The following is a 23,258-nucleotide window of genomic DNA, read 5'->3' on the forward strand; positions in this document are numbered from 1 at the left end:
TAAATCTTACTATGCGAACCATACAATTCAGAGAGGCATTGCGTGAGGCAATGAGCGAAGAAATGCGCCGCGACCCAAAGGTGTTCCTGATGGGCGAGGAAGTTGCCGAGTACAATGGTGCTTACAAAGTGAGCCAGGGCATGCTGGACGAGTTTGGGCCAGAGCGCGTGATTGACACGCCTATTGCCGAGCTGGGCTTTGCCGGTATTGGCGTAGGTGCCGCCATGAACGGCCTTAAGCCTATTATTGAGTTCATGACCTTCAACTTCTCTTTGGTGGCCATTGACCAGGTCATCAACTCTGCCGCCAAAATCATGTCTATGTCTGGCGGGCAGTACTCTGCCCCCATGGTGTTCAGAGGCCCCACCGGTAACGCCGGTATGTTGTCTTCGCAGCACTCGCAGAACTTTGAGAACTGGTACGCCAACACGCCCGGCCTCAAAGTAGTGGTTCCATCCAACCCGTATGACGCCAAAGGTCTGTTGAAGTCCGCCATCCGGGACAATGACCCGGTTATCTTCATGGAGTCTGAGCTGATGTACGGCGACAAAGGCGAAGTGCCGGAAGAAGAATACCTCATTCCCATCGGCGTAGCCGATACCAAACGCCCGGGCAAAGACGTGACCATCGTTTCCTTCGGGAAAATGGTGAAACTGGCTTTACAGGCGGCGGAGGAATTAGCCAAAGACGGCGTAGAGGCCGAGGTGATTGACCTTCGTTCGGTACGCCCTATTGACTACAAAGCCATTGTTGAGTCTGTAAAGAAAACCAACCGTCTGGTGGTGGTGGAAGAAGCGTGGCCGTTGGCCTCTATCTCTTCGGAGATTGCTTTCCACGTGCAGCACAACGCGTTTGATTACCTGGATGCCCCGGTGAAACGCGTTACCTGCCGCGACGTTCCGCTTCCGTACGCCCCAACGTTGATTGAGGCTTCTTTGCCTAACGTGAAGCGCGTGATTCAAGCCGTGAAAGACGTTACGTACGCAAAAGCGTAGTTCATCACACAATAAACCACTAGAGCCGACCTTTATAGAAATGGTCGGCTCTTGCTTTTACAGGTGTTTTAGGCCTGTTTTCGTCAAAAGCCCCTTTAAACAGGATGATTCAGAAATATTTCAGAACCTTAATGGCAGCGGCTGTTTTACTCACGGGAACCCTGGCCGCATGTAACGAAACCTCAGAATTGCAGGAAGTGGTGCTGCCCGTTCCGGCCGAGGAAACCGCTGGCTTCCCCAGAGTTCCGGTGAAAGTAGACACCACGCTTACGCTCAGAGTGCTCTACCGGCCCGCCAACGGTTGCGGCCGGTTCTCCCGCGTAGATTCCGTGAAATCCACCCAGCAGACAGACATCCGGATTTTCGCCGCTTACCCCGCAGACGACCAGGAAGCCATCTGCGCCGACATCGCCAAACTGGTGCCCCTCACGTTCCGGTTCAGCACCACCACGCCAGGCATCCATCGTTTCCGTTTCTGGCAGGCAGACAACACGTATTTGCTGGATTCCGTAGAGGTGAAGTAGGAAATACCACTACTAACAAAGGTCTCCGTTTTGGCGCTGTTTTTAGAAAAACAGCGCCAAAACGGAGACCTTTGTTTTGCTCCTTCTGTTAGGTTATCCTTTCGTAGGATTGATGCGCCTTGGAAGGCCAGAACCCACCCCTACCCCTCTGAGGAGGGGAATACGCCTTTGCCGGGGATAGGAATGCGTGTAAGAGAAGGCACGGCCTGGTCTCTACAAGTACTTTCTCCATTTCCAGTCTTTCCCGAGCGCGCCTCGCTTTTGGCCATAGAAAGACATCAGCTAAGAGGAATAAACAGTTCAGGCCGAAAGGGCAGTGCGAGAGGGGAAGGCGCGGCCCCGCGGCCGTGAGCGCATACCGCCAAAGATGAAACAACACAGCACCTGCACCCACGCAGAATGCGGATAAGCCAAGGGAACAGCAAACCGCATGCACAAACTAATCACTCTACAAAAGCCAAGGCTAAAAAGGAACCAATAGAGCTATGAATCAGGCTAAAGTAAGACGGGCGATGTAATGGTCGTCTTCTTCCCGGAGGAGCAACTCGGCGGTGAAACCCGCTTCTTCGGCGTATTGCTGGAGCAGGTCGAAATCTATAAAAAGCCAGGGAAAAGGTTCGCTTCTCTCCTGTCCAAACTCCATCATGTAGGTAAGTTCGCCGTAGTAGGCACCGTTCAAATCCAGCAGCACAGAACCGTCTTCCTCTTCATAAAGGTACAGAATGTCTGAAGACTCTAACAGGATCTGTCCGCTGGGGGCGAGCCATTTTTTACAGGTGGCAAGAAACCGCGGCAAACCGTCCAGGGTGCCGGCCAGGCCTATCCCGTTCATGAGCAGCAACAGCGTGTCATGGGGGGTTGGCGAAAGGGTGAAAAAATCGCCGGGCAAGACGTTTTTAACGCCCCGGGCTTTCTGCACCTCCACGGCCCTGGCCGATATTTCCAACGCGGTGACTTCTACCCCTTTTTCCTGCAGGGCCAAGGCATGGGAACCGGCCCCGGCGCCAATGTCCAGCACCCGTCCGTGGGCGGCAGAGAGGGCAACCTGTTCCCGTTCGGGCATTTCTGAGAAAGCCCTGAACAGGTAGGCGACCGGTAGTTCATCGGCTTCCATCTGGTCTGAGTAAACCGTGATGGCGGCCTCTTTGTTTCCTTCCCAAAAGGCTTTGATGGCGCCTCCCATTGGGTCTGGTGTCTCTAACATGTTGCGGTTTTTTTTGAAAAGCCAAAAATACACATTCTGGGGCAGCCCTGTTCAACAATTGAACTTCTAAGCTTACTAACGGGAATGGGTGATAATTCTCTGGCTTTACCAAGGTATGGGGAACATTCATCCAAAAGAGGCCATAAATAGAAATAATCCAAAGAAATATTAATCTAACTTTCAGGTAAAGCAGCACTCAAACTAGCTGATTTGGCCTTGTTTAGCTTAGCTGGGGCCGTTTCTTATTTTACCCGGCACAGGTAAACCGAAGCGCCTTCTTAGTGGATAAAGCCCAGAATCCTTATCTTTGAGCTTTATGCTAGATTCCTCGTCCTCTTTGCACAGAGATCAAACCTATGAAACTAATCTCCACCATCTATACCGTCATCGGGTTGATATTGGTTATGTTCTGCATTGTCACTATGGGATATATCCAACAAACCCGCAAGGTCAAGAAAAGCATTGAAGATGTTTTGTACACTTCCAGCATTATACGGGAGGCCGAACGCGCGCAGAAGTTGCTCCTAGATCTGGAGACGGGTTTGCGCGGCTATCTGCTGACCGGCCAAAAACCTTTTCTGAAACCTTATCTGGAGGGACAGATAGATTTTGAACGCAGCATCAACCACCTTGATTCTCTGACCAAAGCCTCCCCGGCACAAAACAAGCAGATTCAACTCATCCGCCATGATGCCCAATTATGGCTGGGAACGTTTGCCCTGCCATTGCTGGAAAACAAAACCGACGTTCAGGTAAGCGCCCAGAACAGAACATTGTACGATTCCCTGTTCACGGCCACAGCGCAACAGGGCACGGGCAAGAGCATCATGGACAGGGCCCGCCAGCGTTTTGACCAGATCAAGCAAGAGGAGGAGCGCATCAAAAAAGACCGGTTAGCGGAGATGAATGCGTCTCTTTTCAGGACAAACGAAATTGCCGTGGGGCTTACGTTCCTCTCTGTGCTGGCGGGAAGTTTCATGGCCTATTTATTGGGAAACACCATTAAACGGCGGTTCAGGCGCATGAACAACCTGGCCCACAGCATTGCCCAGGGAGATTACAGCGTTTCTTTGGTAGACAGGCACAATGATGAGATCAGCAGCCTGACCAGATCACTGAACAAGATGGCCAGACAGTTGCAGAACAGTTTCAACCACCTCACCAAAACCAACAACGAACTAGACCAGTTTGCCTACGTGGTTTCGCATGACCTGAAAGCCCCCCTGCGGGCCATCAACAACCTGGCCGAGTGGATTGCCGAAGACCTGGTCACCGATGAGCCCGACATTAAGAAGAACCTGTCTATCTTGCGCAGCCGGGTGCATAGAATGGAAAACCTGATCAACGGAATTCTGGCCTATTCTAAGGTAGGAAAGCAGGTATTGCCCTCCACCAGTTTCTCTGCGCAGGAAGTGGTAAAGGAAACCCTGGAGAACCTGTCCCCGCCTGACACGTTTCGCATCCACACCCCGGCCGTTCTGCCCACCATTACCGGTGAACGCACCCTTTTCTATCAGGTTATGTCAAATCTGCTCAGCAATGCGTTCAAGTACCACCACACCCAGCACGGCAACATTGAGATCAGAGCTAAGGTATTGCCAGATTTCTATCAGTTTGAAGTGCAGGATGACGGGCCGGGAATTCCCAAGGAATACCAGGCAAAAGTCTTCGGGATTTTTCAAACCATGGAAGCCCGCGACGTGAAAGAAAGTACCGGCGTGGGGCTTTCCATTGTCAAAAAGATTGTGGAAGAAAAAGGCGGCCAGGTCTGGATTGAATCTGAGAAAGGGCAAGGCACCACGTTCCTGTTTACCTGGCCCAAGGTTCCGGTTACAAGTCTCACTTCAATTCCCTTACAGCCATGATGCCCCCTGAGCAGACCTGTGAACAGCAACTGGAAGCCCTCAGAAAGGAATTTGAGGAATTCGCCTACATTGTATCGCATGATTTGAAAGCGCCGCTGCGGGCCATCAACAATCTCTCGGCCTGGATTGGCGAAGACTTGGGCGAAAACCAGGAGCCCGAGGTTCAGAACAATCTGCAATTGCTCCAGAACCGCACCCAGCGCATGGAACGCATGATCAACGGGTTACTGGAATACTCCAGAGTTTCCAGGCAAGATCTGGAAGTGCAGGAAGTGTCCGTAGAGGCAATGGTACAGCGGCTGGCGGGTGCCTTCCCACAAAGCCAAACCCTGGAAGTCCACCCTTCGCACTTGCCCACCTTCAAAACCTACGCGAAGAAACTGGAGACGGTGTTTCAGCAGTTACTCCAGAATGCCGTTACGTTCAATGAGCAGGAAACCCCAGAGGCCTGGATAGAAGCCCAGGAGCAGGCAGACGCCTTTGTTTTCAAAGTGAGGGACAACGGGATAGGCATCCCCGCCGAGGCACAGCCAAAAGTGTTCAACATCTTTTTCACGGTGCAGCCCAAAGACCGGCACGAAACCCTGGGGGTTGGTTTGGCCATTACCCGTAAGATCATTCAGTTTGTGGGCGGTTCCATCTCCGTGCAGTCTACGCCGGGGCATGGCACTGATTTTATGTTCACCTGGCCCAAAACAATATAGCGGCTCCCGGCCATTTATACGTATAAGAAATTCATTTAAAAAATTCCCCGGCAAACGAACAAGCTCCCCATGGGAAGAAGAGCGTTGGCCTGTTATCTGGTTAGAAGCAAACATGGAAGAAAGAGAAGTAACCATTTTACTGGTGGAAGACGACGAGGTAGACATCATGAATGTGCAGCGCGCCTTCAAAAAAAACAATATCACCAATCCGCTGCTTGTTGCCCATAATGGGCTAGAGGCGTTGGAAATGCTTAGATCAGGCGTTATTCCCATGTCCCCCATCATTATTCTGGACATCAACATGCCCAAGATGAACGGCATAGAGTTTTTGCAGGAACTCAGGAGTGACCCAGACCTGAACCGGATCAGCGTCTTTGTGATGACTACCTCCAACGAAGACAGTGACAAAATCAATGCCTACAACCTCAATGTGGCGGGTTATATTCTCAAGCCGCTGTCCTTTGAGAAATTCCTGACCTCGGTAGCCACCTTAGATAAGTACTGGAAACTGTGCGTTAGGCCCTGAAAAGAGCCTGAAAACTTCTTTTTTTAACATTCCCCTGCCATTCATCTTCTATTAAATATTACATTGAAAACAAAGCAAGCCCATATTCTCCTTGTGGAGGATGATCCGCAGGATGTTGCCTCTACCAAACGTGCCTTTCTGTCGCAGGGCATTGATAACCCCGTCCATGTGGCCCCTTCCGGCAAAGTGGCGCTGGACATGCTGCAAGGGAGAGGAAGACCGGCCCTGGATCCAATTCCCCGCATTATCTTACTGGACTTGGATCTGCCCGAAATGAGCGGGCTGGATTTTCTGACGGCCCTCCGCAAAGATCCTTTGCTCAAAGCCTGCAGTGTGTTTGTCATTACCGGCCAGAGCACCCCAAAGGATCTTTTACAGGCCTATGACCTGAATGTGGCCGGTTATATTGTAAAGCCCATTCAGTACACGTCTTTCGTAGATATCATTGCCACGCTTAACTCTTTCTGGAATTTAATTGAACTCCCCAACTAACCTCGCCCCTACAGAACCCGCGGTAAAGCTTCTCATTGTGGATGACGATGAGGTAGACCGGATGATTATACAACGGTCACTGAGAACGGCCCGGGTAGAAGCTTCCATCAAAACCGCCGCCCTGGGAACTGATGCGCTGACTGCCTTGGAGCAGGAAACGTTTGATTTCATTTTCATTGACTTCATGCTGCCCGACATGAACGGCCTGGAACTTCTGCAGGAGATACGGGAAAAGGGTATTACCACCCCGGTATTGATTGTGACCTCCCAGGGCGATGAGCGCATAGCCGTGGAAGCCATTAAAACCGGGGCCTCAGACTATCTGCCCAAGACCTTGCTCACCCCCGAAGGCATCTCCAAAAGCATCAGGTCGGCCATCCGGCTGCACAGAATAGAACAGGAGCGGCTGCAGACCCAGGAACAACTGGCCAACACCCAGAAGCAACTGGAAACCGTTATCAACGGCGCCCCCATTATCCTCTGGGCCACTGACCAGAACGGCATCTTCACCATGACGCGCGGCAAAGGGGTTTACCTTATTGGCAAAGAAGAGCATGAATCTGTAGGCCTTTCCATTTTTGACGTTTACCAGGACTACCCCAGTATTACCAAATGCGTCCACCACACGTTAAAGGGGCACAAAGCCATGTGCACGGTGAACATCAAAGGCGTCTGGTTTGACTGCCTTTTTCTGCCGTTAAGAAGTGCCACCAATGAGATGAACGGCATTATTGGCGTGTGCTACAACATATCTGAGCGCATCCAGATTGAAGAGGAGCTGAAAAGGGCCAAAGACGAAGCCCTGAGCATGGCGCAGGTGAAAGAGCAGTTTTTGGCCAACATGAGCCACGAGATCAGAACGCCCATGAACGGTATTCTGGGTTTAACCGAAATTTTGGCAAAAACCCCCTTAAACGAAGAACAAAAAGAATACCTGCAGGGCATCCATACCTCGGCCAATAACCTGATGGTGATCATCAATGATCTGCTTGATTTCTCAAAGATAGAGGCCGGTAAAATCACGTTTGAGGTCATCCCCTTCAACGTACAGCAATTGGTCAAACAACTGCTGGATGTGCTGGAGATAAAAGCCAGGGAACGGCAAAACACCTTGAAGATTCTCTTTGACCAAGACATTCCGCCCTTGGTGGAAGGCGATCCGTTCCGGCTGGGGCAGATCCTCAACAACCTTCTGGGAAACGCCATCAAGTTCACCCAGCAAGGCACCGTGCGGCTGAATGTGGAGGTAATTGCCCAGGCAGAAAACCAGTTGCAGCTTGAATTCACCGTGCAGGATACCGGCATTGGCATCCCCGAAGAGAAACTGGATACCATCTTTGAGAAATTCACCCAGGGCAGCAATGACACCACCCGCAAGTTTGGCGGTACCGGGCTGGGCCTTTCCATTGCCAAAGAACTGGTGGAGGCGCAGGGCGGCCATATTACGGTGGAAAGCAAAGTCAACCAGGGCAGCACCTTCCGTTTTGTGCTTCCTTTTCAGAAAATAGACGCAAAACCAGACCAAACCCTCCCCTCCCCCCCGCTCCCAAGCCCGCCCCTCCACGTACTCCGGAACGCCCGGGTCTTACTGGCCGAAGATAATCTGGTGAACCAGATGCTGGTATCCAAGGTACTGCGCGACCAGGAGGTGGAAGTGACCATGGTCAATGACGGAAAGGAAGCCCTAGACCTGCTGGCCCAGGAACCGTTTGACCTTATCTTGATGGACATGCAGATGCCCGAGGTAGACGGATATGAGGCCATGCAGCACATACGCGAGCACATGCCCGCCCATAAACACATTCCCATCATTGCCTTAACGGCGCACGCCTCTCAGGGCGAGTTCAACCGATGCCTGGCCTCCGGGGCCAATTCCTATATCTCCAAACCGTTCAAAGAAGAGGAACTGCTCCAGGAGATTGCCACTTTGCTTCAGGCCAAAGCCCGGGTAAAACCTACCCCCTCGCCAGTTTCCCCGCCAAGGGAAGTAGAGATAGACCTTACCTATCTGGAAAGCTTCGCGAACGGAAACACTGAGTTCATGCGCGACATTCTCAAGCTGTTCATTGAGCAGACGCCGCGTCTGGTGCAGGAGTTAGCCAAGGCCGTTTCGCGCTTTAATTGGGCCGAGGCCCGAACCATTGCCCACAAGATCAGGCCCTCCATCTCGTTGGTGGGCATCCAGCAATTGGAGGACTTAAACAACACCATTGAACACTCTGCCCAGAACCGTACCCATTTAGATCAACTACCGGCACTAGTAAACCAGTTGGTCACTTTGGTTGATCGCTCCATTGAACAGTTAAAGCACGAACTGGAGCATCTGCAAGGCAAACCGGTATAAAATAAATCTGCTTGGTTTTCAGGCCGATTTTAAGAAATTAGCCTAAAAACCAAGCCAATAAAAACCCACGCCATGAACACGCAACTTCAAACCCTTTTTCAGCAGCTGGAAAAACAGCGGGAAAAATTCAGTTCATGGGTGGCGAACGCTCCGGCTTCTGCGCAGCACCAGCAACCTGCCCCAGACCAATGGTCGGCGGCGCAGGTGCTGTACCATTTAGCCCAGGTAGACAAACAGGTGGTAGCGGCCTTGGAGAAGCGAGTGGCCAGCGGCAAACCCCTGCGGCCGCTTCGCTGGAGTACCCGTTTCAGGTCTGTTTTACTGAATCTAGCCCTAAAACTGCCTATCAGATTCAAAGCCCCGGCCGCCGTGCGTGACGTTCCAGACCAGGTGCAGGTGGCCCAGGTCATTACCCAGTGGCAAGAGACAAGGGCGCGGCTTCATGCGTTTCTCGCGTCTTTTCCAGAAGGTCAGCTGAACAGAGAGGTCTTTTTCCATCCCCGTTCCGGGATGATCACCCTGCCCCAAACGCTCCGCTTTCTGCTAGAGCACACCCACCACCACCGAAGACAGATGCGGAGGCTTCTTTCCTAGCTCTCCTTGCGTATCTTTGCAGCCCTTCTGCCGGGAAACGGCGTACATACTCATTCAACCGTAAACTTGCCCATGGCTGACTCAACCCCGTCCAAAGAAAACTTCATGCGCGAAGCCATCCGGCTTTCCGTTGAGAAAATGAAGGAAGGCAAAGGCGGCCCCTTTGGGGCCGTGGTGGTGAAAAACGGCGAGATCATTGCCCGGGGCTTCAACAACGTCACCTCCAGCAACGACCCCACGGCCCACGCTGAGGTAGACGCCATCCGGAAAGCCTGCCAGGTGCTGGGCACCTTCCAACTCACCGGCTGTGAGCTCTACACCAGCTGCGAACCCTGCCCCATGTGCCTGGGCGCCATCTACTGGGCCCGGCCCGACAAAGTGTACTATGGCAACACCAAAGCAGACGCCGCCGCCGTCGGGTTTGACGACGCCTTCATCTACGAAGAACTGGAACTCCCCCTCCACTCCCGCTCCCTTTCCATGGAACAGCTCCTGCACCACGAAGCCCTAGAAGGATTCAAAGAATGGGAAAAGCACGAAGGCCGTACGGAGTATTAGCGGTTGGCTAGGGCTGTGGAGGTTGAGCAGCTGAGCCCCACCCCAGACAAATAGAAACACCTGGTATGAATATTCAGTATCTTTGGGTAGAAGAAAACAACAATGGCTGAGTTCACGGAAAGATACATCAACCCGTTCACCGACTACGGTTTCAAGAAGCTGTTCGGGGAAGAGCCCAACAAGGATTTGCTGCTGGACTTCCTGAACGTGCTCCTGCAGGAGGAACAGGGCGAAATCATAGACTTAACGTACCTGAAGAGCGAACACCTGGGAACGGGCGAACTGGACAGGAAAGCCATCTTCGACCTGTACTGCGAGAACGAGAGAGGCGAGAAGTTCATCGTGGAGCTGCAGAAGACCAAGCAGAACTTCTTCAAGGACAGGACGGTCTACTACTCCACCTTCCCCATCAGGGAGCAGGCCAAGCGGGCCGACTGGAACTACGAGCTGAAGGCGGTCTACACCATCGCCATCCTGGACTTCGTGTTCGACGAGGACAAGCAAGACCCCGCCAAGTTCCGGTATGACATCAAACTCTCTGACACCGAAACAAAAGAGGTGTTCTACGACAAACTCACCTTCATCTACCTGGAGATGCCCAAGTTCAACAAGACCATTGAGGAGCTGGAGACCAGGTTTGACAAGTGGCTGTACGTGATCCGGAACCTGAACCGGCTGGACAAGGTGCCCGAGAAGCTGCGGGAACGGGTCTTCGAGAAGCTGTTTGAGACGGCCGAGATAGCCAAATTCACCCCAGAACAGATCCGCTCCTACGAGGACAGCCTGAAGTATTACCGCGACATGAAGAACTCGCTGGACACCGCCAGGGAAGAAGGATTGTTGGAGGGAATAGAGAAGGGAATAGAGAAGGGAATAGAAAAAGGAATAGAAGAAGGGAAGATGGTGGTAGCCGTTGAAATGATAAAGGCGAAGGAGCCTCTTGAAAAGATAATGCGGTTCACAGGTCTGTCACGTGAGCAAGTGGAGGAACTGAAAACAAACCAGCGTAACCACTCCTGAAAAGCGTAGAAACGCATTCATCAGCCCATGATGTTGGATTGCTGATTGTTGGATTGCTGATTGTTACCGACGGTGAGTTGCCTTTCTAATTAAAAATCTGTAAGCGCGCGTTTGTAACGCGTGCTTACAGATGCTGGGTAGTCTGGAGGCTACCCTCGTTGCCCGGCAGCGAAAACGGCATTACTGGTCTACTCCCTGGGCACCAGAACCAAAAGCTGGCCTCTTCGCCGTACCTCTTTTGACCCACTTTCCAGAAAAGAAGCCCAAAACCAACATAGCCTTGTAGTGACTTCTGCCGTAGTTAAAAGCTCAACCTAAGCTTTACCCTATGGAAAAGAATGTCCCCACCTACCTGAGCTTCCTGGCCATTCTGCTACTGTTCGGTTGCGGCGGCGGCAACACAGACTCCAACGTGCAAGCCCCCGGCGGCGAGAAAACCACCAAAACCAAAGTGCTGGAAGCCGGGGCCGATGTGCTGCAAAAGAAAACCCCGCTCTCCAAAATAGATGCCTACCTCAACGGGTTCCACTTCTACAACGGCAACCTGGAGGGACAGATGGAAGCCCACCACTACGTGACCCAACTCAACGAAGACCTGCACCAGGCGCTCATGTATGACGGCAACGGCGAGAATGCCAAACTGATGGGTGTGGAGTACATCATCTCTGAGAAACTCTTCAAAACCCTGCCCCTGGAGGAACGCAAACTCTGGCACAGCCACCACTACGAAGTCAAATCAGGGGAGCTGATTGCGCCCGGAATTCCGGCCGTGGCCGAGCATGAGCTGATGGAGAAACTGGTGAGCACCTACGGCAAGATCTTCCACACCTGGCACACCGACCGTGATTTGGAACTTCCGCTGGGCAGCCCCATGCTCATGATGGGCTTCACCAAAGACGGCCAACTGAACCCAGAACTGCTGGCCGACCGGGACAAACGCTTCAACGTCTCCACGGCAGAAAAACGGAAACAGCGTGCAGACATTCCCCTGCTTACTGTAGTGGAAGGCGCTAATGCCTGGGAAAAAGGCGACGTGCGCCAACTACAGTTCACGAACAAATACGAGGCCCCCGAGCACCAGCACTAGCGTTTTAGGCCTACTTTCCCAAAAACAGCCTCAAAACGAAAGGCCCACCCCAATTTGGAGCGGGCCTTTCTATGAATCAAGCGGTTAGTCCACTAATAACTCATAACCAACCACTACACTACTATCGTTTTCCCATCATGCTGCCCAGCTTGGCCAGACCGCCTTTGGTGCCGGCCATCTTGTTCATGCTCTTCATCATTTTGCGCATGTCATTGAACTGCTTCATGAGGTTGTTTACCTGCTGAATGGTAGTGCCGGAACCCTTCGCAATACGGTTACGGCGGCTGCCAGAAATCATATCTGGGTTCTGGCGTTCTTCCTTGGTCATGGATTTGATGATGGCTTCAATCGGGGCGAAGGCGCTTTCGTCAATGTCCACGTCTTTCAGCATTTTGCTCACACCGGGGATCATGCCCACCAAGTCTTTGATATCGCCCATCCGCTTGATTTGCTCCAACTGCGACAGGAAGTCATCAAAGTTGAACTGGTTTTTACGGATGTTCTTGTTGATACGCTTGGCCTCATCCTCGTCAAAGGTCTGTTGCGCACGCTCTACCAACGAGATGACGTCTCCCATGCCTAAAATACGCTGGGCCATCCGGTCTGGGTAGAACAGGTCCAGGGCTTCCATTTTCTCGCCGGTAGAGATGAACTTGATAGGTTTCTCCACTACGGCTCTGATGGAAAGAGCGGCTCCACCACGGGAATCACCGTCCAGTTTGGTCAACACCACGCCGTCAAAGTTAATGCGCTCGTTGAAGGTTTTGGCGGTGTTCACGGCATCCTGCCCCGTCATGGAATCTACCACAAACAAGGTCTCAGTAGGTCTAATGGCCTCCTTGATGTCATAAATCTCCTGCATCATCGCCTCATCCACGGCCAGACGACCGGCGGTGTCAATGATGACCACTTTCTTGCCGGTGCGCTTGGCGTGCTCCACGGCATTACGGGCAATAGAAACCGGGTCTTTGGATTCGCGTTCGGCGTAGAAGTCTACCCCAACTTGCTCGGCCAAGACGTTCAACTGGTCAATCGCGGCGGGGCGGTACACGTCGCAGGCAGCTACCAGAACGCCTTTGCCTTGTCTTTTCAGGAAATTAGCCAGTTTACCGGTGAAGGTGGTTTTACCGGAACCTTGCAGGCCGGCAATAAGCACAATCGCGGGCGAGCCGTTGATGTTGATGTCCTGCTTCTCGCCACCCATCAACTCGGTGAGTTCTTCGTGCACAATCTTTACCATCAGTTGGCCCGGCGAGACGGCAATCAGCACGTCGCGGCCCATGGCCTCGTCCTTGATTTTGTCGGTCACGGTTTTGGCCACCTTGTAGTTCACGTCGGCGTCCACCAGGGCGCGGCGCACTTCTTTTATGGTTTGGGCGACGTTGATTTCAGTGATGCTGCCCTGGCCCTTCAGGGTTTTAAAGGCACGGTCTAGCTTGGTACTTAAATTCTCAAACATGTGGGATATATGACTGAGTGAATTGTTTTTCAGTGAGTGACAAAGACAAAAATACGCAGAATTTGCGGAAGTTCACCATCTTTTAGCCGCAGGTACGTATATTCGGACTTGACTATACAAGAACGCGGCGTCAGCTGTTTTGGCCCTGTTTTACCTGAAACACCCTAGAAACAGATTCCGTTCGTTCTCTAGTATCCATCACCTGAAGATAAGAAGCCCTTGAAATCACCTGTCGCCCCAACTCCGCAGCCCGCTTTGTTGATTACCTATTACTGGCCGCCTTCGGGCGGGGCCGGCGTGCAGCGGTGCCTCAAGTTTGTGAAGCACCTGCCCGAGTTTGGCGTGACTCCCACCGTGATTACCGTTGACGCGCAGCAGGCTTCTTACCCGGTGCTGGATTCTTCGCTGCTCTTGGAGGTTCCCTCATCGGTGCAGGTCATCCGGACGGCAACGCGGGAGCCTTTTGAGTTCTACAAGAAAATCACGGGCAAGAAAGACATCCCCTTCGGCGGATTTGCCAATACCGGGCAGGAAACCTGGAAGCAGAAGCTCTTCAAGTTCCTGCGCGGCAACCTGTTCATCCCAGACCCGCGCGTGGGCTGGAACCGCTACGCCTACGCCGCCGCCCAGAAAGTACTGAAAGAGCAGCAAGTAAAGGCCGTGATTACCTCCAGTCCGCCCCACTCCACGCAATTAATCGGGCTGAAGCTAAAACAAAAGTACGGCTTGCGGTGGATTGCCGACATGCGCGACCCTTGGACGGACATCTATTACTACGCCGACCTGAACCACACGGCCCTGGCCCAAAGGCTAGACGCCAAATACGAGAAAGAAGTACTGGAGCACGCCGATGCTGTGGTGGTGGTTTCTGAGGACATGAAACGCCTGTTTCTGAATAAGTCCACCACCATCAACCCGAAGAAAATCCACGTCATCCCCAACGGGTATGATGAAGCCGATTTCGTGCATCCGTCCATGCCTTCTTCTGAGGAGTTCGTCATCACCTACACCGGCACGCTCACCGAGGCGTACAATGTTATCGGCTTTTTCCAGGCCATTTGCGAGGCCATGACTAAAAACCCTTTGATGCGCTATCGCCTTCGGTTTGTGGGGAAAGTCTCGGCGGAAATCAGAAAACAGATTGAGGAAGCCGGTTTGCCCCTGATTACCGAGTACATTGACTACGTGCCGCACGAGGCATCCATTAAGTACCTGATGGCCAGCACCGTGTTGTTCATGGCCATTCCAGACGTGGAAAATAACTTCGGGATTCTGACCGGCAAACTATTTGAGTACCTGGCCGCGAACAAACCCATCATCTGCATCGGCCCGCTCCACGGCGACGCCGATAAGATTCTGGACGAATGCGGCGCGGGCCGCGTGTTCCACTACTCCGGCTATGACCTCATGGTCGATTACCTCATGCAACTGAGCAAATCCTGGAAAATCAATCCCAATCTGGACTTGCCCATCATCAACTACACCCAATACTCCCGCCGTTCCCTCACTGAGCAATTGGCGAAGTTGATTATGGAATAACATCGGGATAATGTATTAATTGTAGGGGCAATCCCTTGTGGTTGCCCTTCACGCATATTTGTCATCATGCACACCAAGGGCAACCACAAGGGATTGCCCCTACATTCCGCAAATACTCTATCGGTGCAAGCCCTCTTTGACTACGTGCTCTTCCATTTCAAGCAGGTCTATCAATTGCCAGAGCCGTTGGAAATGAGCTATGGAATAGACCGGCGCAGCCGCGTGCAGATAACCAAGACCACATCAGACTTCTTCGCCCAAAAACAGCCGCAACCGGAACGCCTCATCTGGAAAGACTGGCACGGCACTTCCCTGCCTTTGCTTTTTGACGTTTCTTCAGAAAAAGACTGGTATACCGAAGATGCGCAGGGAAAGGTGCTGGTGCACGAAGACCTTATTGCTAATGCGTTTTACTTTCTGAGTGGCTGGCAAGAGTATCACAGTACTACCCACGATGAGTTCGGCCGTTACCCGTTTGCGGCTTCCCTCCAGGCCAAGCATGGGTTTGTGACGAAACCGGTGGTGAATTACTATTTCGATATACTGAAAGAAGCGGTAGAGTTAGCGTACGGGCAAAAGGTGGAACTACGAGATTGGAACGGAAAACCCTTTGCCACGTGCCTCACCCATGACATTGATTATTGCCAAAGCGCCTGGAAAGTAGCCGGTAAACCTGCTTTGCAGCAAGGGAACATCGGTCGTTTTCTTTATTTGGCCTGGCGGAAAGCGAAGGGAAAAGATGCCTGGTACAACTTTGACCAAGTGCAGCAGGAACTACAGAAACGCAACGCCTCCGCCACCTTCTTTTTCCTGCCGGAACACGCCAAATCCCAGGGTTACCCCAACGCTGACTATGACGTACTCTCACCCAGACTTCAGGCAGAAATAAGGCGTTTACGAGCAAACGGCCATGAAATAGCCCTCCACGGAAGTCACGGCAGCGGCACCAACGCACATCAACTCCGCCGCGAAAAAGCCAAACTGCCAACTCAATTACAGGGGAACCGTTTCCACTATCTTCGGTTTGACCCGGCCCACTCTCCTGCCCTGCTGGAAGAACTGAATTTCAGGTATGACAGCAGTCTGGGTTTTCCGGAGCACTTTGGGTTTAGGAACAGCTACTGCCATCCGTTCCGTTTGTTTGATTTCAAGAACAGAAGAATGACGCAGACGTGGGAACTGCCGCTGAACCTGATGGACATCACCCTCAACCATCCCAAATACCTGCAATTCTCTCCGGCAGAGGTAATGCCGACCATTACACCCATGCTGGAGGAAATCATCCGTTTCCAGGGTGTTTTCACGCTTTTGTGGCATAACGAGAACTTCACCCCTTACGGGTTGGCGGGCGGACTGCAGATGTTCCGAGACATCACGGAATTTGTGCAGGCCAAGGGCACGGCCTTTCTCCCTCTGCACACGGCGGTCGCTTTGTCGGAAAAGATTTAGAACATCGGCGAAGCCAATTTTCCGGCGCATAGCGGAAGCCATGGCAGAAGCTGCTATTTTTGCTTTTCGGGCGAAGGCTGTTTTGCACCTGTTTCCGGTGAAACAGCCCTTAAACGCCTGTGCACTCCATGGATGTTATCCGCAAGCAAGGATTCCTAAATACTATTATCTCCTACGCCGGGATGGTCATTGGGTATGTGAACCTGGTGCTGCTCTTCCCGGTGCTCATTCCAGATGCTGATGAGCTGGGCCTGACCCGCTTTCTGGTATCGGTGGCGGCAATCTATTCGCAGTTTGCGGCGCTGGGCTTCACCAACATCAGCGCCAAGTACTTCCCCTATTTTAGAGACCGCGACAAAAAGCACCACGGCTTCCTGTTTCTGATGTTGGCTATTCCGCTGCTGGGTTTTGCGGTGGTGACGGGCCTATTCATGCTGTTAAAGCCGACGGTGGTGGATTACTTCGGAAAAAACTCGCCGCTTGCCGTAGAGTACTACTATTACATTATCCCGCTCAGTTTCTTCACGCTCCTGTTCATCCTGCTGGATGCCTACCTCCGGTCTTTGTACAAGACGGTGGTACAGTCGTTCCTGAAGGATTTTCTGGAGCGTATTCTCATGCTGGCGGCGGTGCTCTGCTATGCCTGGGGCTGGGTCGATTTCCAGTGGTTTTTGGTCATTTTCATCGGGGCCAACTCCGCCATTTCGCTTATCAGTATTGTGTATCTGCTGTGGCTGCGGCAGTTTTTCGTGACGCCAAACAAGGGTATGTTCCAGGTGGTACGCATGAAGGAGGTGGTGCAGTATGGACTCTATTCCTTCATGGGCAACGTGTCCTCGTCCATCATCAGCTTCATTGACCAAGCCATGATTGCGCACTACCTGGGGCTGGACGGCGTGGCGTATTATACCACCGGCTATTTCATCACCTCGGCCATCATGGTACCCTCTAGGGGGCTGAACAAAATCGCCTCACCGCAGGTGGCGGATTTCTTCAAGTCCGGGAACATGACCGGCCTGGCGAAGCTCTACAAGAACATGACCCGGGTGAACATGGTGGTGGGCTTTCTGCTGTTTCTGGGAATCTGGTGCAACGTGGACAACATCTTCGCGCTCATGCCCAAAGACTTCAGCCAGGGCCGCTACGTGATTCTGTTCATGGGCCTTTCGCGCCTGTTTGACCTGGCCACCGGCATTAACGGCATGATTCTGCTTACCTCCAACAAATACCGCTACGACCTATACTTCAACCTGCTCATGATGGCCTTGGTGGTGTACACCAACTACCTGCTCATTCCGCCCTACGGCATCAGCGGGGCGGCCTTCGCTTCTATGGTGGTCTTCATCATCTACAACTTCTTCCGGGTGCTGCTGGTGGCCAAATTCTTCAAGATGCAGCCTTTCGGGTGGGATTCCCTGCTGATTGTAGGGATATCATCTCTCGCCTTTGGCGCTTCCTGGTTGTTGCCTCAATTGCCCCATCTGCTCCTGGACATTGCGGTACGGTCTATTCTGATTACAAGCGTGTACGGCGGGTTGATGGTAGCCCTGAAAGTATCGCCGGAACTGAACAACGGCATCCGGAAAACGCTGGTGCGATTTGGTTTTGGCGAAGCGAAGTGGCTGTAGATTAGTTTGCCTTTCGCTCGCCTCTGGCAAGTGAGCAACTTTTGGCCTCTGCCGTTAGAAAGAAGTAGAGCATACCAATTGTACTAGATTGTTGCGTATTTGCATCTATGGCGCGGAAGTTACTTCCGTGACTTTCTGCTTTTCCAAGTCACGGAAGTAACTTCCGCGCCATAGTATGGGATATTTAAAAGTTGCAGAATTGAGTTGTTATTGGCATAACCACAGCAAGGCAGCCGCTGAAAGTAAAAACACTCTCCAAAAGCGAGCGGATGGCCTTACAGTTCTCTTACAAGCTTTTCAGCAGGCTCATCAATTCCCGCTCTCTTCTACGCTCAGGATATTGATTGGCAATGATGGCCCGGGCTTTACGGCCAAGTTCCACTGTATCCTTCGCCGCTAGCGCCTCTTTCAAGACCTGTTCTAACTCTATCACATTCCGGTGCGGCAACACAAAACCGCTGCCTTCGATTAAGTCTGGCATGGCGCCTACGTTGCTTACCACCGGTACACATTCGCACAACATGCTTTCGCTTAAGGCATTCGGGAAGCCTTCAGACATGGAGAGTTGCAGGTAGAAGGCATGCGCGCTGTAGATAGATTTTAGCTCAGCCAAAGGCATTTTGGGGAGCAACACTACGTTATAAGGCTGGTTTGGCAATTTGAAACCAATTGGGGCACCTACAATGGTGAAGGTGGCTTGGGGCAATCTGGCGGCAACTTCCAATATCAAATCAACCCCTTTCAACCTTTGGGTGAAGCGCATGTTGAGACCGGCGCAAACCGTCAGGAAAGAGTTTGGCTGCCGAGTTATAGTTGGCTCTTTCTGCCAAAACGAGGCGTCGTAGCCATTGTAGACCACGGTGTGAGGGGTCTCCAAGTCAGGGCAATGGAACCGGAAGCCCTGGTGCGGAAAATCGTTGGGCTGGTAGGTGTAATCTTGCCACACCAGTTTCTCGTGTACGGGGGCAATATGAGCGGCCAATTGGTACGACCATCGGGCGAAACGGCCTAATAGTGGATTGGCAAAACAACCGTAACCTATACTGGGGAAAGAAACGCAGTCGGTACCACCCGCTACAATCAAGCAGGGTTTACGGGTTAGTTTCCCGAAAAGGGCAGGAAAAAAGGAATGGTACCCGGCAAACATGCAGACCAGCTTTTCGGCTTGCCAGAGGTGGCGCAGTAGGAAAAGTACTTGCTTCAGCCAAACCAGCAGGGTCTGCCACTTTTTGGCGGGCAGAAATCCCTGGTGCCGTACTTCGTATTCCCGCTCCATCAGCCGCAGGTCTTTTACCACGAAGGAGGACTGAGCGGGATAGAAATACAGCAGAACAGGTTTACGCGCGGGCATGGGTCTAATAACAGGGAGAAAAACCTAGAGCCACTTGGAAGATAAATCCTGCAGTTTCAGGTCTACTTTAGACTTTGGTTGCACGGTCTCCGGCACCAGGCGCAGCTTGAGCAAAATCCATTGGTAATCTTCTACCTGGGAGAAAAGCGAGTAGCTTTCCAGTTTGTGCAGGTACAGTCCGGCGGCGTAGGTGTTGCGCAGCAGTTCATCGGTGTGGATGGGTTGGTCTATCACCTGCAACAACTCTGGTTGGTGCTCGCGTACCCACGTCAAATACAAAGGGTGCGGAATGTTGATGGCTATAACTGAATTCTTGTGCAGATGCTGCGCCAACACCTGAAACAAATGCGGGTGCTGTTCCAGCGGAATATGTTCAATCACGTCGGGCAAGACCACAAAGTCAAACTTTTCCGGTCTTTGAAAATCGGTCATGTCTGACACGGCAAACTCCACGTGGTTGAACTGCAGGTTGAACTTGCGGGCCATCTCAACGCTTTTCGGGCTGATGTCTACGGCCAATACTTTCCCCTGCGGCGTCGCTTTCGCGATGAGGTGCGTCACGGTTCCAATGCCGCAGCCAATCTCCAGCACCTTGGAATTGGCTTTCAGGCCGGCCTCCTTCAGGTTCTTCAGAATCGTCCGGTGCCGGATGTGGATGCCTTTCTGGAATTGTTGCTCGGTGTATTCGTCGTAAAAATCAGAAACAGCCATTGTAGTAATTAGGAATTAGATATGAAATCTTTTACAGTATTCTTCAAACCAGGTTTTTGTTTTGTTTCTTCAGAAGCGAATTGCAGATTCGGTATGTCAAGCAAGTTACCTACCAAACTGCTTGAATATCCGAAGTTCGAGTGTTTTGAATCATACGCAATGCCTACTTTAAGTGAACCAACTTTTTCAAACAAATGAGAAACTTCTTTGAATTTGGTTGGCATTATCCACCTAACGCAAATACTGTCATCCCAAGAGCCGAAGTTTATAATCAAAACCTCCGCTTTCTCGAATTCCTCTACCTTTGGTTTATGCGGCTGGTTTATTCTGGTAGTCGCAATTAGGTTATACCCAAATTCTGTATCATATACGGCCTCCAGTACAACAGCACCTCCGTAGTTGCCTGTCTCTAGCTTGAAGGTGATGCAATCTCCTTTTAAAAAGACTGGTTGCCTGATGACTTTCTTCTTTCTCGCCTTAGGTTTCGGTCTTTCTTTTTCAAGATCAGCCAAGAATTTGTCAAGTGCGGCTGACCGCTTTTTGATATCCTTATCTGTGGCTCCCAATTGACCCCATACCTCAAGGTCAGAACCATCTGCAATAATTTGCCTTACCCTTCTAAAAACTTCTCCGTCTAGCTCCTTACATTCCCACTGAGCCTTTGCCAATGCAAACCAGAAGTTATTTCTTTCCTCTGCATCGTTTATCGTTTCACTGTTGTCAGCAATAAGCTTTGCTGAAACTTCCTTAACGCATAGCCCTTCATTGTATAAGTCGAAGAAATCGCCATATATATCAACGAAAGTATCGTTAGAGTAAATAGCTGTGCCCCAGGCTCCCATTCTTTAATTTTCTCTTTTTAAGAGTTGTCTATTACTAGTGAGAAAGCAGAAACCCCTCCCTTTCTAATTCCTAATTTCTTTTAAAGCGTAAATGCGTTCAATAATCTCCACCACTTTGAGGCCTTCCAGGGCGTTGGTGGTGGCGAAGGTCTTGCCTTTGAGGGTATCAATCACGTTCTCGAAGATGAAGTGGTGGTTGGCGGCGCTGCCTTTGTAGTGGCCGTAGTCATTGGCAGGACTGCTGGGCGGCAACTCAGGCATGAAGTAATCCTGCACGTGGCAATATTCCACCTCGTTCATGTACTGTCCGCCTACTTTGATGCTGCCTTTCTCGCCAATGATGGTGATGCTGCTTTCCAGGTTGGTGTCCCACACCGAAGTGGAGTAGTTGAGCGTTCCGGCCCCGCCGTTCATGAAATCAAAGTGGATGAGGCCGCTGTCTTCAAAATCAGTTAAGTTCTGATGGTTGAAATCCATGAACCGGCCGTGGATGTTCTTGATGTCCCCAAAGAGCCAGTACATGATGTCTATGAAGTGGCTGAACTGCGTGAACAAGGTGCCGCCGTCCAGGGCTTGGTTTCCTTTCCAGGTACCGGCTTTATAGTAGCGATTGTCGCGGTTCCAGTAGCAGTTAATCTGCACCAGGTAAATTTCGCCCAGGCGCTTCTCCGAAATCATCTCCTTGAGCCACAAAGACGGCGGACTGTAGCGGTTCTGCATCACGCAGAACACCAGCTTAGACGTTTGCAGCGATTTGTAGATAATGCGTTCGCAGTCGGCTTTGCTCAGAGCCATGGGCTTTTCGCAGACCACATGGCAACCGTTCTCCAGTGCCAGCATGGCCTGCTCGGCGTGGAAACCGTTGGGCGTGCATACGCAGATGACATCGGCCTTGGGGCCGGAAGCCAGGTACGCTTCCATGCTCGGGAAAAAAGGAACGCCCAGGGCTTCCACCTCCGCCTGGCGGGCGGGGTCGGTGTCTACCATGGCTACTAACTCGCCCTCGGGGTGCCGCTCTACCATGGTGGCGTGGCGTTTGCCGATGTGGCCCGCTCCTATTACTGCAAATTTTATCTTCTCTGACATGGAAGTCTCTGGTTCGTTTTTAGCCCGTTTACGAGAAAATAGCCCCGAAACAGGTTTATTGGAAAGCGCGCGCGCTTACGCCTTGAAAAATTGAATGACTGCCTCGGCGATATAGTTTTGCTGCTCCTCCGTCAATTCGGTGTGCATGGGCAGCGAAATCACTTTGCGGCAAAGCGCCTCAGAAACGGGGAAGTCGCCGGCTTTGTAACCAAGATACGCGTAGGCTTCGTGCAAGTGCAACGGCACCGGGTAATATACCATGCTGGGGATTCCTTTATCCTGCAGATACGCTTTCAGCGCATCGCGCTGGTCTGCGGGAACTTGGAGCGTATATTGGTGAAACACGTGGCTGCTGTACGGGGCCAAGGCCGGAATCCTGATTTGGGGCACTTCTGCGAGAAACGCATCATAAACGCCCGCCGCTTTCTGCCGACGATAAATGAAGTCATCCAGTTGGGTGAGTTTTACATCCAGCAAAGCGGCCTGCAAGGTGTCTAACCTAGAATTTACGCCTACGCGCGAGTAGTGGTATTTCTTGTGCTGTCCGTGGTTGGCAATCTGTTGCAGCGTGGCGGCTAAATCTATGTCCTGGGTGAAAATAGCGCCGCCGTCGCCCATGCAGCCCAGGTTCTTGGACGGGAAAAACGACGTGGTGCCGATGTGCCCGATGGTTCCGGCAAAGGAAGTTCCGCCCTCGGCGTCTACGTACTGCGCGCCGATGGCCTGGGCATTGTCTTCAATCACGAACAACTCTTGCGCGATGGCTAAATCCATGATTTCTTCCATGGGCGCGCACTGCCCGAACAAATGCACCGGCATGATGGCCACGGTTTTGTCCGTGATGGCTGCCCTAGCTTTAGCCGGGTCAATACAGAACGTGTCAGGAAGTACGTCCACGAACACCGGTTTCAGGCCCAGCAGCGCAATGACCTCGGCGGTAGCCACGTAGTTGAACGCGGGCACAATCACTTCGCCTCCGGCGGGCAAGTCCAGCGCCATTAAAGCGATTTGCAGGGCATCGGTGCCGTTGGCGCAGGGAATCACGTGGCCCACTTGTAAGTATTGCGCCAGGTTCTGGGCGAAGGTTTTGACCTGGGGCCCATTGATGAAAGCGGTGCTGTCTACCACGGCTTGCATGGCGGCATCAATCTCGGGTTTCAGGCGCTGGTACTGACCTTTGAGGTCTACCATCTGGAGCTGGGTCATGGGTAGTAATGAAAAGACAAATATAAGTTTTGTAACGGGAACCCCTACGCAAGTTCCAGGGAATCTTCCTTGCT

General features: G+C 52.0%; 21 protein-coding genes. 14 read left to right on the forward strand and 7 right to left on the reverse strand.

The window, feature by feature from the left end; genetic code table 11:
• Window positions 1-11 precede the first annotated feature (11 nt).
• Window positions 12-995, forward strand: a complete 984-nt coding sequence (locus HHO50_RS13490) for a pyruvate dehydrogenase complex E1 component subunit beta (protein ID WP_181306580.1) — start codon at window positions 12-14, stop codon at window positions 993-995.
• A 104-nt stretch (window positions 996-1,099) separates the two neighbouring features.
• Window positions 1,100-1,519 (forward strand): hypothetical protein, encoded by a 420-nt coding sequence (locus tag HHO50_RS13495; RefSeq protein WP_181306581.1) that lies wholly within the window; start codon window positions 1,100-1,102, stop codon window positions 1,517-1,519.
• A 490-nt stretch (window positions 1,520-2,009) separates the two neighbouring features.
• Here the strand turns inward: HHO50_RS13495 and HHO50_RS13500 are convergent, their stop codons facing one another.
• A complete protein-coding gene (locus tag HHO50_RS13500; protein ID WP_181306582.1) occupies window positions 2,010-2,723 on the reverse strand; it encodes a bifunctional 2-polyprenyl-6-hydroxyphenol methylase/3-demethylubiquinol 3-O-methyltransferase UbiG in 714 nt (237 codons plus the stop codon).
• 356 nt (window positions 2,724-3,079) lie between these two features.
• Here HHO50_RS13500 and HHO50_RS13505 point away from each other — a divergent pair, with 356 nt between their 5' ends.
• The 9 genes from HHO50_RS13505 to HHO50_RS13545 all read left to right on the forward strand — a co-directional run bounded on the left by HHO50_RS13505 (window position 3,080) and on the right by HHO50_RS13545 (window position 11,913).
• The gene (locus HHO50_RS13505; RefSeq protein ID WP_181306583.1) at window positions 3,080-4,588 is read left to right on the forward strand and encodes an ATP-binding protein; all 1,509 of its coding nucleotides are present in this window, start codon (window positions 3,080-3,082) and stop codon (window positions 4,586-4,588) included.
• Window positions 4,585-5,292 (forward strand): ATP-binding protein, encoded by a 708-nt coding sequence (locus tag HHO50_RS13510; RefSeq protein ID WP_181306584.1) that lies wholly within the window; start codon window positions 4,585-4,587, stop codon window positions 5,290-5,292. The genes HHO50_RS13505 and HHO50_RS13510 overlap by 4 nt, the downstream gene beginning before the upstream one ends.
• Before the next feature lie 112 nt (window positions 5,293-5,404).
• Window positions 5,405-5,818 carry a response regulator gene (locus HHO50_RS13515; RefSeq protein WP_181306585.1) on the forward strand — a complete coding sequence of 138 codons (414 nt, stop codon included), beginning with the start codon at window positions 5,405-5,407 and terminating at the stop codon, window positions 5,816-5,818.
• Between the two features lie 63 nt (window positions 5,819-5,881).
• Entirely contained in the window at window positions 5,882-6,310 is a 429-nt protein-coding gene (locus HHO50_RS13520; RefSeq protein ID WP_181306586.1) for a response regulator, read from the forward strand.
• Window positions 6,294-8,654: a hybrid sensor histidine kinase/response regulator gene (locus tag HHO50_RS13525; protein WP_181306587.1), complete on the forward strand. Its 2,361-nt coding sequence runs from the start codon at window positions 6,294-6,296 to the stop codon at window positions 8,652-8,654. Before HHO50_RS13520 ends, HHO50_RS13525 begins: the two co-directional genes overlap by 17 nt.
• 72 nt (window positions 8,655-8,726) lie before the next feature.
• Window positions 8,727-9,248, forward strand: a complete 522-nt coding sequence (locus HHO50_RS13530) for a DinB family protein (protein ID WP_181306588.1) — start codon at window positions 8,727-8,729, stop codon at window positions 9,246-9,248.
• A gap of 72 nt (window positions 9,249-9,320) precedes the next feature.
• Window positions 9,321-9,806 carry a nucleoside deaminase gene (locus HHO50_RS13535; protein WP_255478735.1) on the forward strand — a complete coding sequence of 162 codons (486 nt, stop codon included), beginning with the start codon at window positions 9,321-9,323 and terminating at the stop codon, window positions 9,804-9,806.
• 102 nt (window positions 9,807-9,908) lie between these two features.
• Window positions 9,909-10,826 carry an Rpn family recombination-promoting nuclease/putative transposase gene (locus tag HHO50_RS13540; protein WP_181306589.1) on the forward strand — a complete coding sequence of 306 codons (918 nt, stop codon included), beginning with the start codon at window positions 9,909-9,911 and terminating at the stop codon, window positions 10,824-10,826.
• A 328-nt stretch (window positions 10,827-11,154) separates the two neighbouring features.
• Window positions 11,155-11,913, forward strand: coding sequence for an OBAP family protein (locus HHO50_RS13545; RefSeq protein WP_181306590.1), 759 nt, complete (start codon window positions 11,155-11,157; stop codon window positions 11,911-11,913).
• A 121-nt stretch (window positions 11,914-12,034) separates the two neighbouring features.
• Here the strand turns inward: HHO50_RS13545 and ffh are convergent, their stop codons facing one another.
• Complete coding sequence (gene ffh / locus HHO50_RS13550) at window positions 12,035-13,372, reverse strand: signal recognition particle protein (RefSeq protein ID WP_181306591.1); 1,338 nt, start codon at window positions 13,370-13,372, stop codon at window positions 12,035-12,037.
• Window positions 13,373-13,591: 219 nt separating this feature from the next.
• Here ffh and HHO50_RS13555 point away from each other — a divergent pair, with 219 nt between their 5' ends.
• The 3 genes from HHO50_RS13555 to HHO50_RS13565 all read left to right on the forward strand — a co-directional run bounded on the left by HHO50_RS13555 (window position 13,592) and on the right by HHO50_RS13565 (window position 17,988).
• The gene (locus HHO50_RS13555; RefSeq protein WP_255478736.1) at window positions 13,592-14,911 is read left to right on the forward strand and encodes a glycosyltransferase family 4 protein; all 1,320 of its coding nucleotides are present in this window, start codon (window positions 13,592-13,594) and stop codon (window positions 14,909-14,911) included.
• 66 nt (window positions 14,912-14,977) lie between these two features.
• A complete protein-coding gene (locus tag HHO50_RS13560) occupies window positions 14,978-16,360 on the forward strand; it encodes a polysaccharide deacetylase family protein (RefSeq protein WP_181306592.1) in 1,383 nt (460 codons plus the stop codon).
• Window positions 16,361-16,488: 128 nt separating this feature from the next.
• Complete coding sequence (locus HHO50_RS13565) at window positions 16,489-17,988, forward strand: lipopolysaccharide biosynthesis protein (protein WP_181306593.1); 1,500 nt, start codon at window positions 16,489-16,491, stop codon at window positions 17,986-17,988.
• A gap of 286 nt (window positions 17,989-18,274) precedes the next feature.
• Here the strand turns inward: HHO50_RS13565 and HHO50_RS13570 are convergent, their stop codons facing one another.
• From HHO50_RS13570 to HHO50_RS13590, 5 genes are all read right to left on the reverse strand, one after another.
• The gene (locus tag HHO50_RS13570) at window positions 18,275-19,339 is read right to left on the reverse strand and encodes a glycosyltransferase family 4 protein (protein ID WP_181306594.1); all 1,065 of its coding nucleotides are present in this window, start codon (window positions 19,337-19,339) and stop codon (window positions 18,275-18,277) included.
• A 24-nt stretch (window positions 19,340-19,363) separates the two neighbouring features.
• Entirely contained in the window at window positions 19,364-20,050 is a 687-nt protein-coding gene (locus tag HHO50_RS13575) for a trans-aconitate 2-methyltransferase (protein ID WP_181306595.1), read from the reverse strand.
• Window positions 20,051-20,058: 8 nt separating this feature from the next.
• Window positions 20,059-20,892: a hypothetical protein gene (locus tag HHO50_RS13580; RefSeq protein WP_181306596.1), complete on the reverse strand. Its 834-nt coding sequence runs from the start codon at window positions 20,890-20,892 to the stop codon at window positions 20,059-20,061.
• Window positions 20,893-20,955: 63 nt separating this feature from the next.
• A complete protein-coding gene (locus HHO50_RS13585; protein ID WP_181306597.1) occupies window positions 20,956-21,978 on the reverse strand; it encodes a Gfo/Idh/MocA family protein in 1,023 nt (340 codons plus the stop codon).
• Between the two features lie 75 nt (window positions 21,979-22,053).
• Window positions 22,054-23,184 (reverse strand): DegT/DnrJ/EryC1/StrS aminotransferase family protein, encoded by a 1,131-nt coding sequence (locus tag HHO50_RS13590; RefSeq protein ID WP_181306598.1) that lies wholly within the window; start codon window positions 23,182-23,184, stop codon window positions 22,054-22,056.
• Between the last annotated feature and the right edge of the window lie 74 nt (window positions 23,185-23,258).

This window comes from Rufibacter sp. XAAS-G3-1 (assembly GCF_013623775.1).
Classification (GTDB): domain Bacteria; phylum Bacteroidota; class Bacteroidia; order Cytophagales; family Hymenobacteraceae; genus Nibribacter.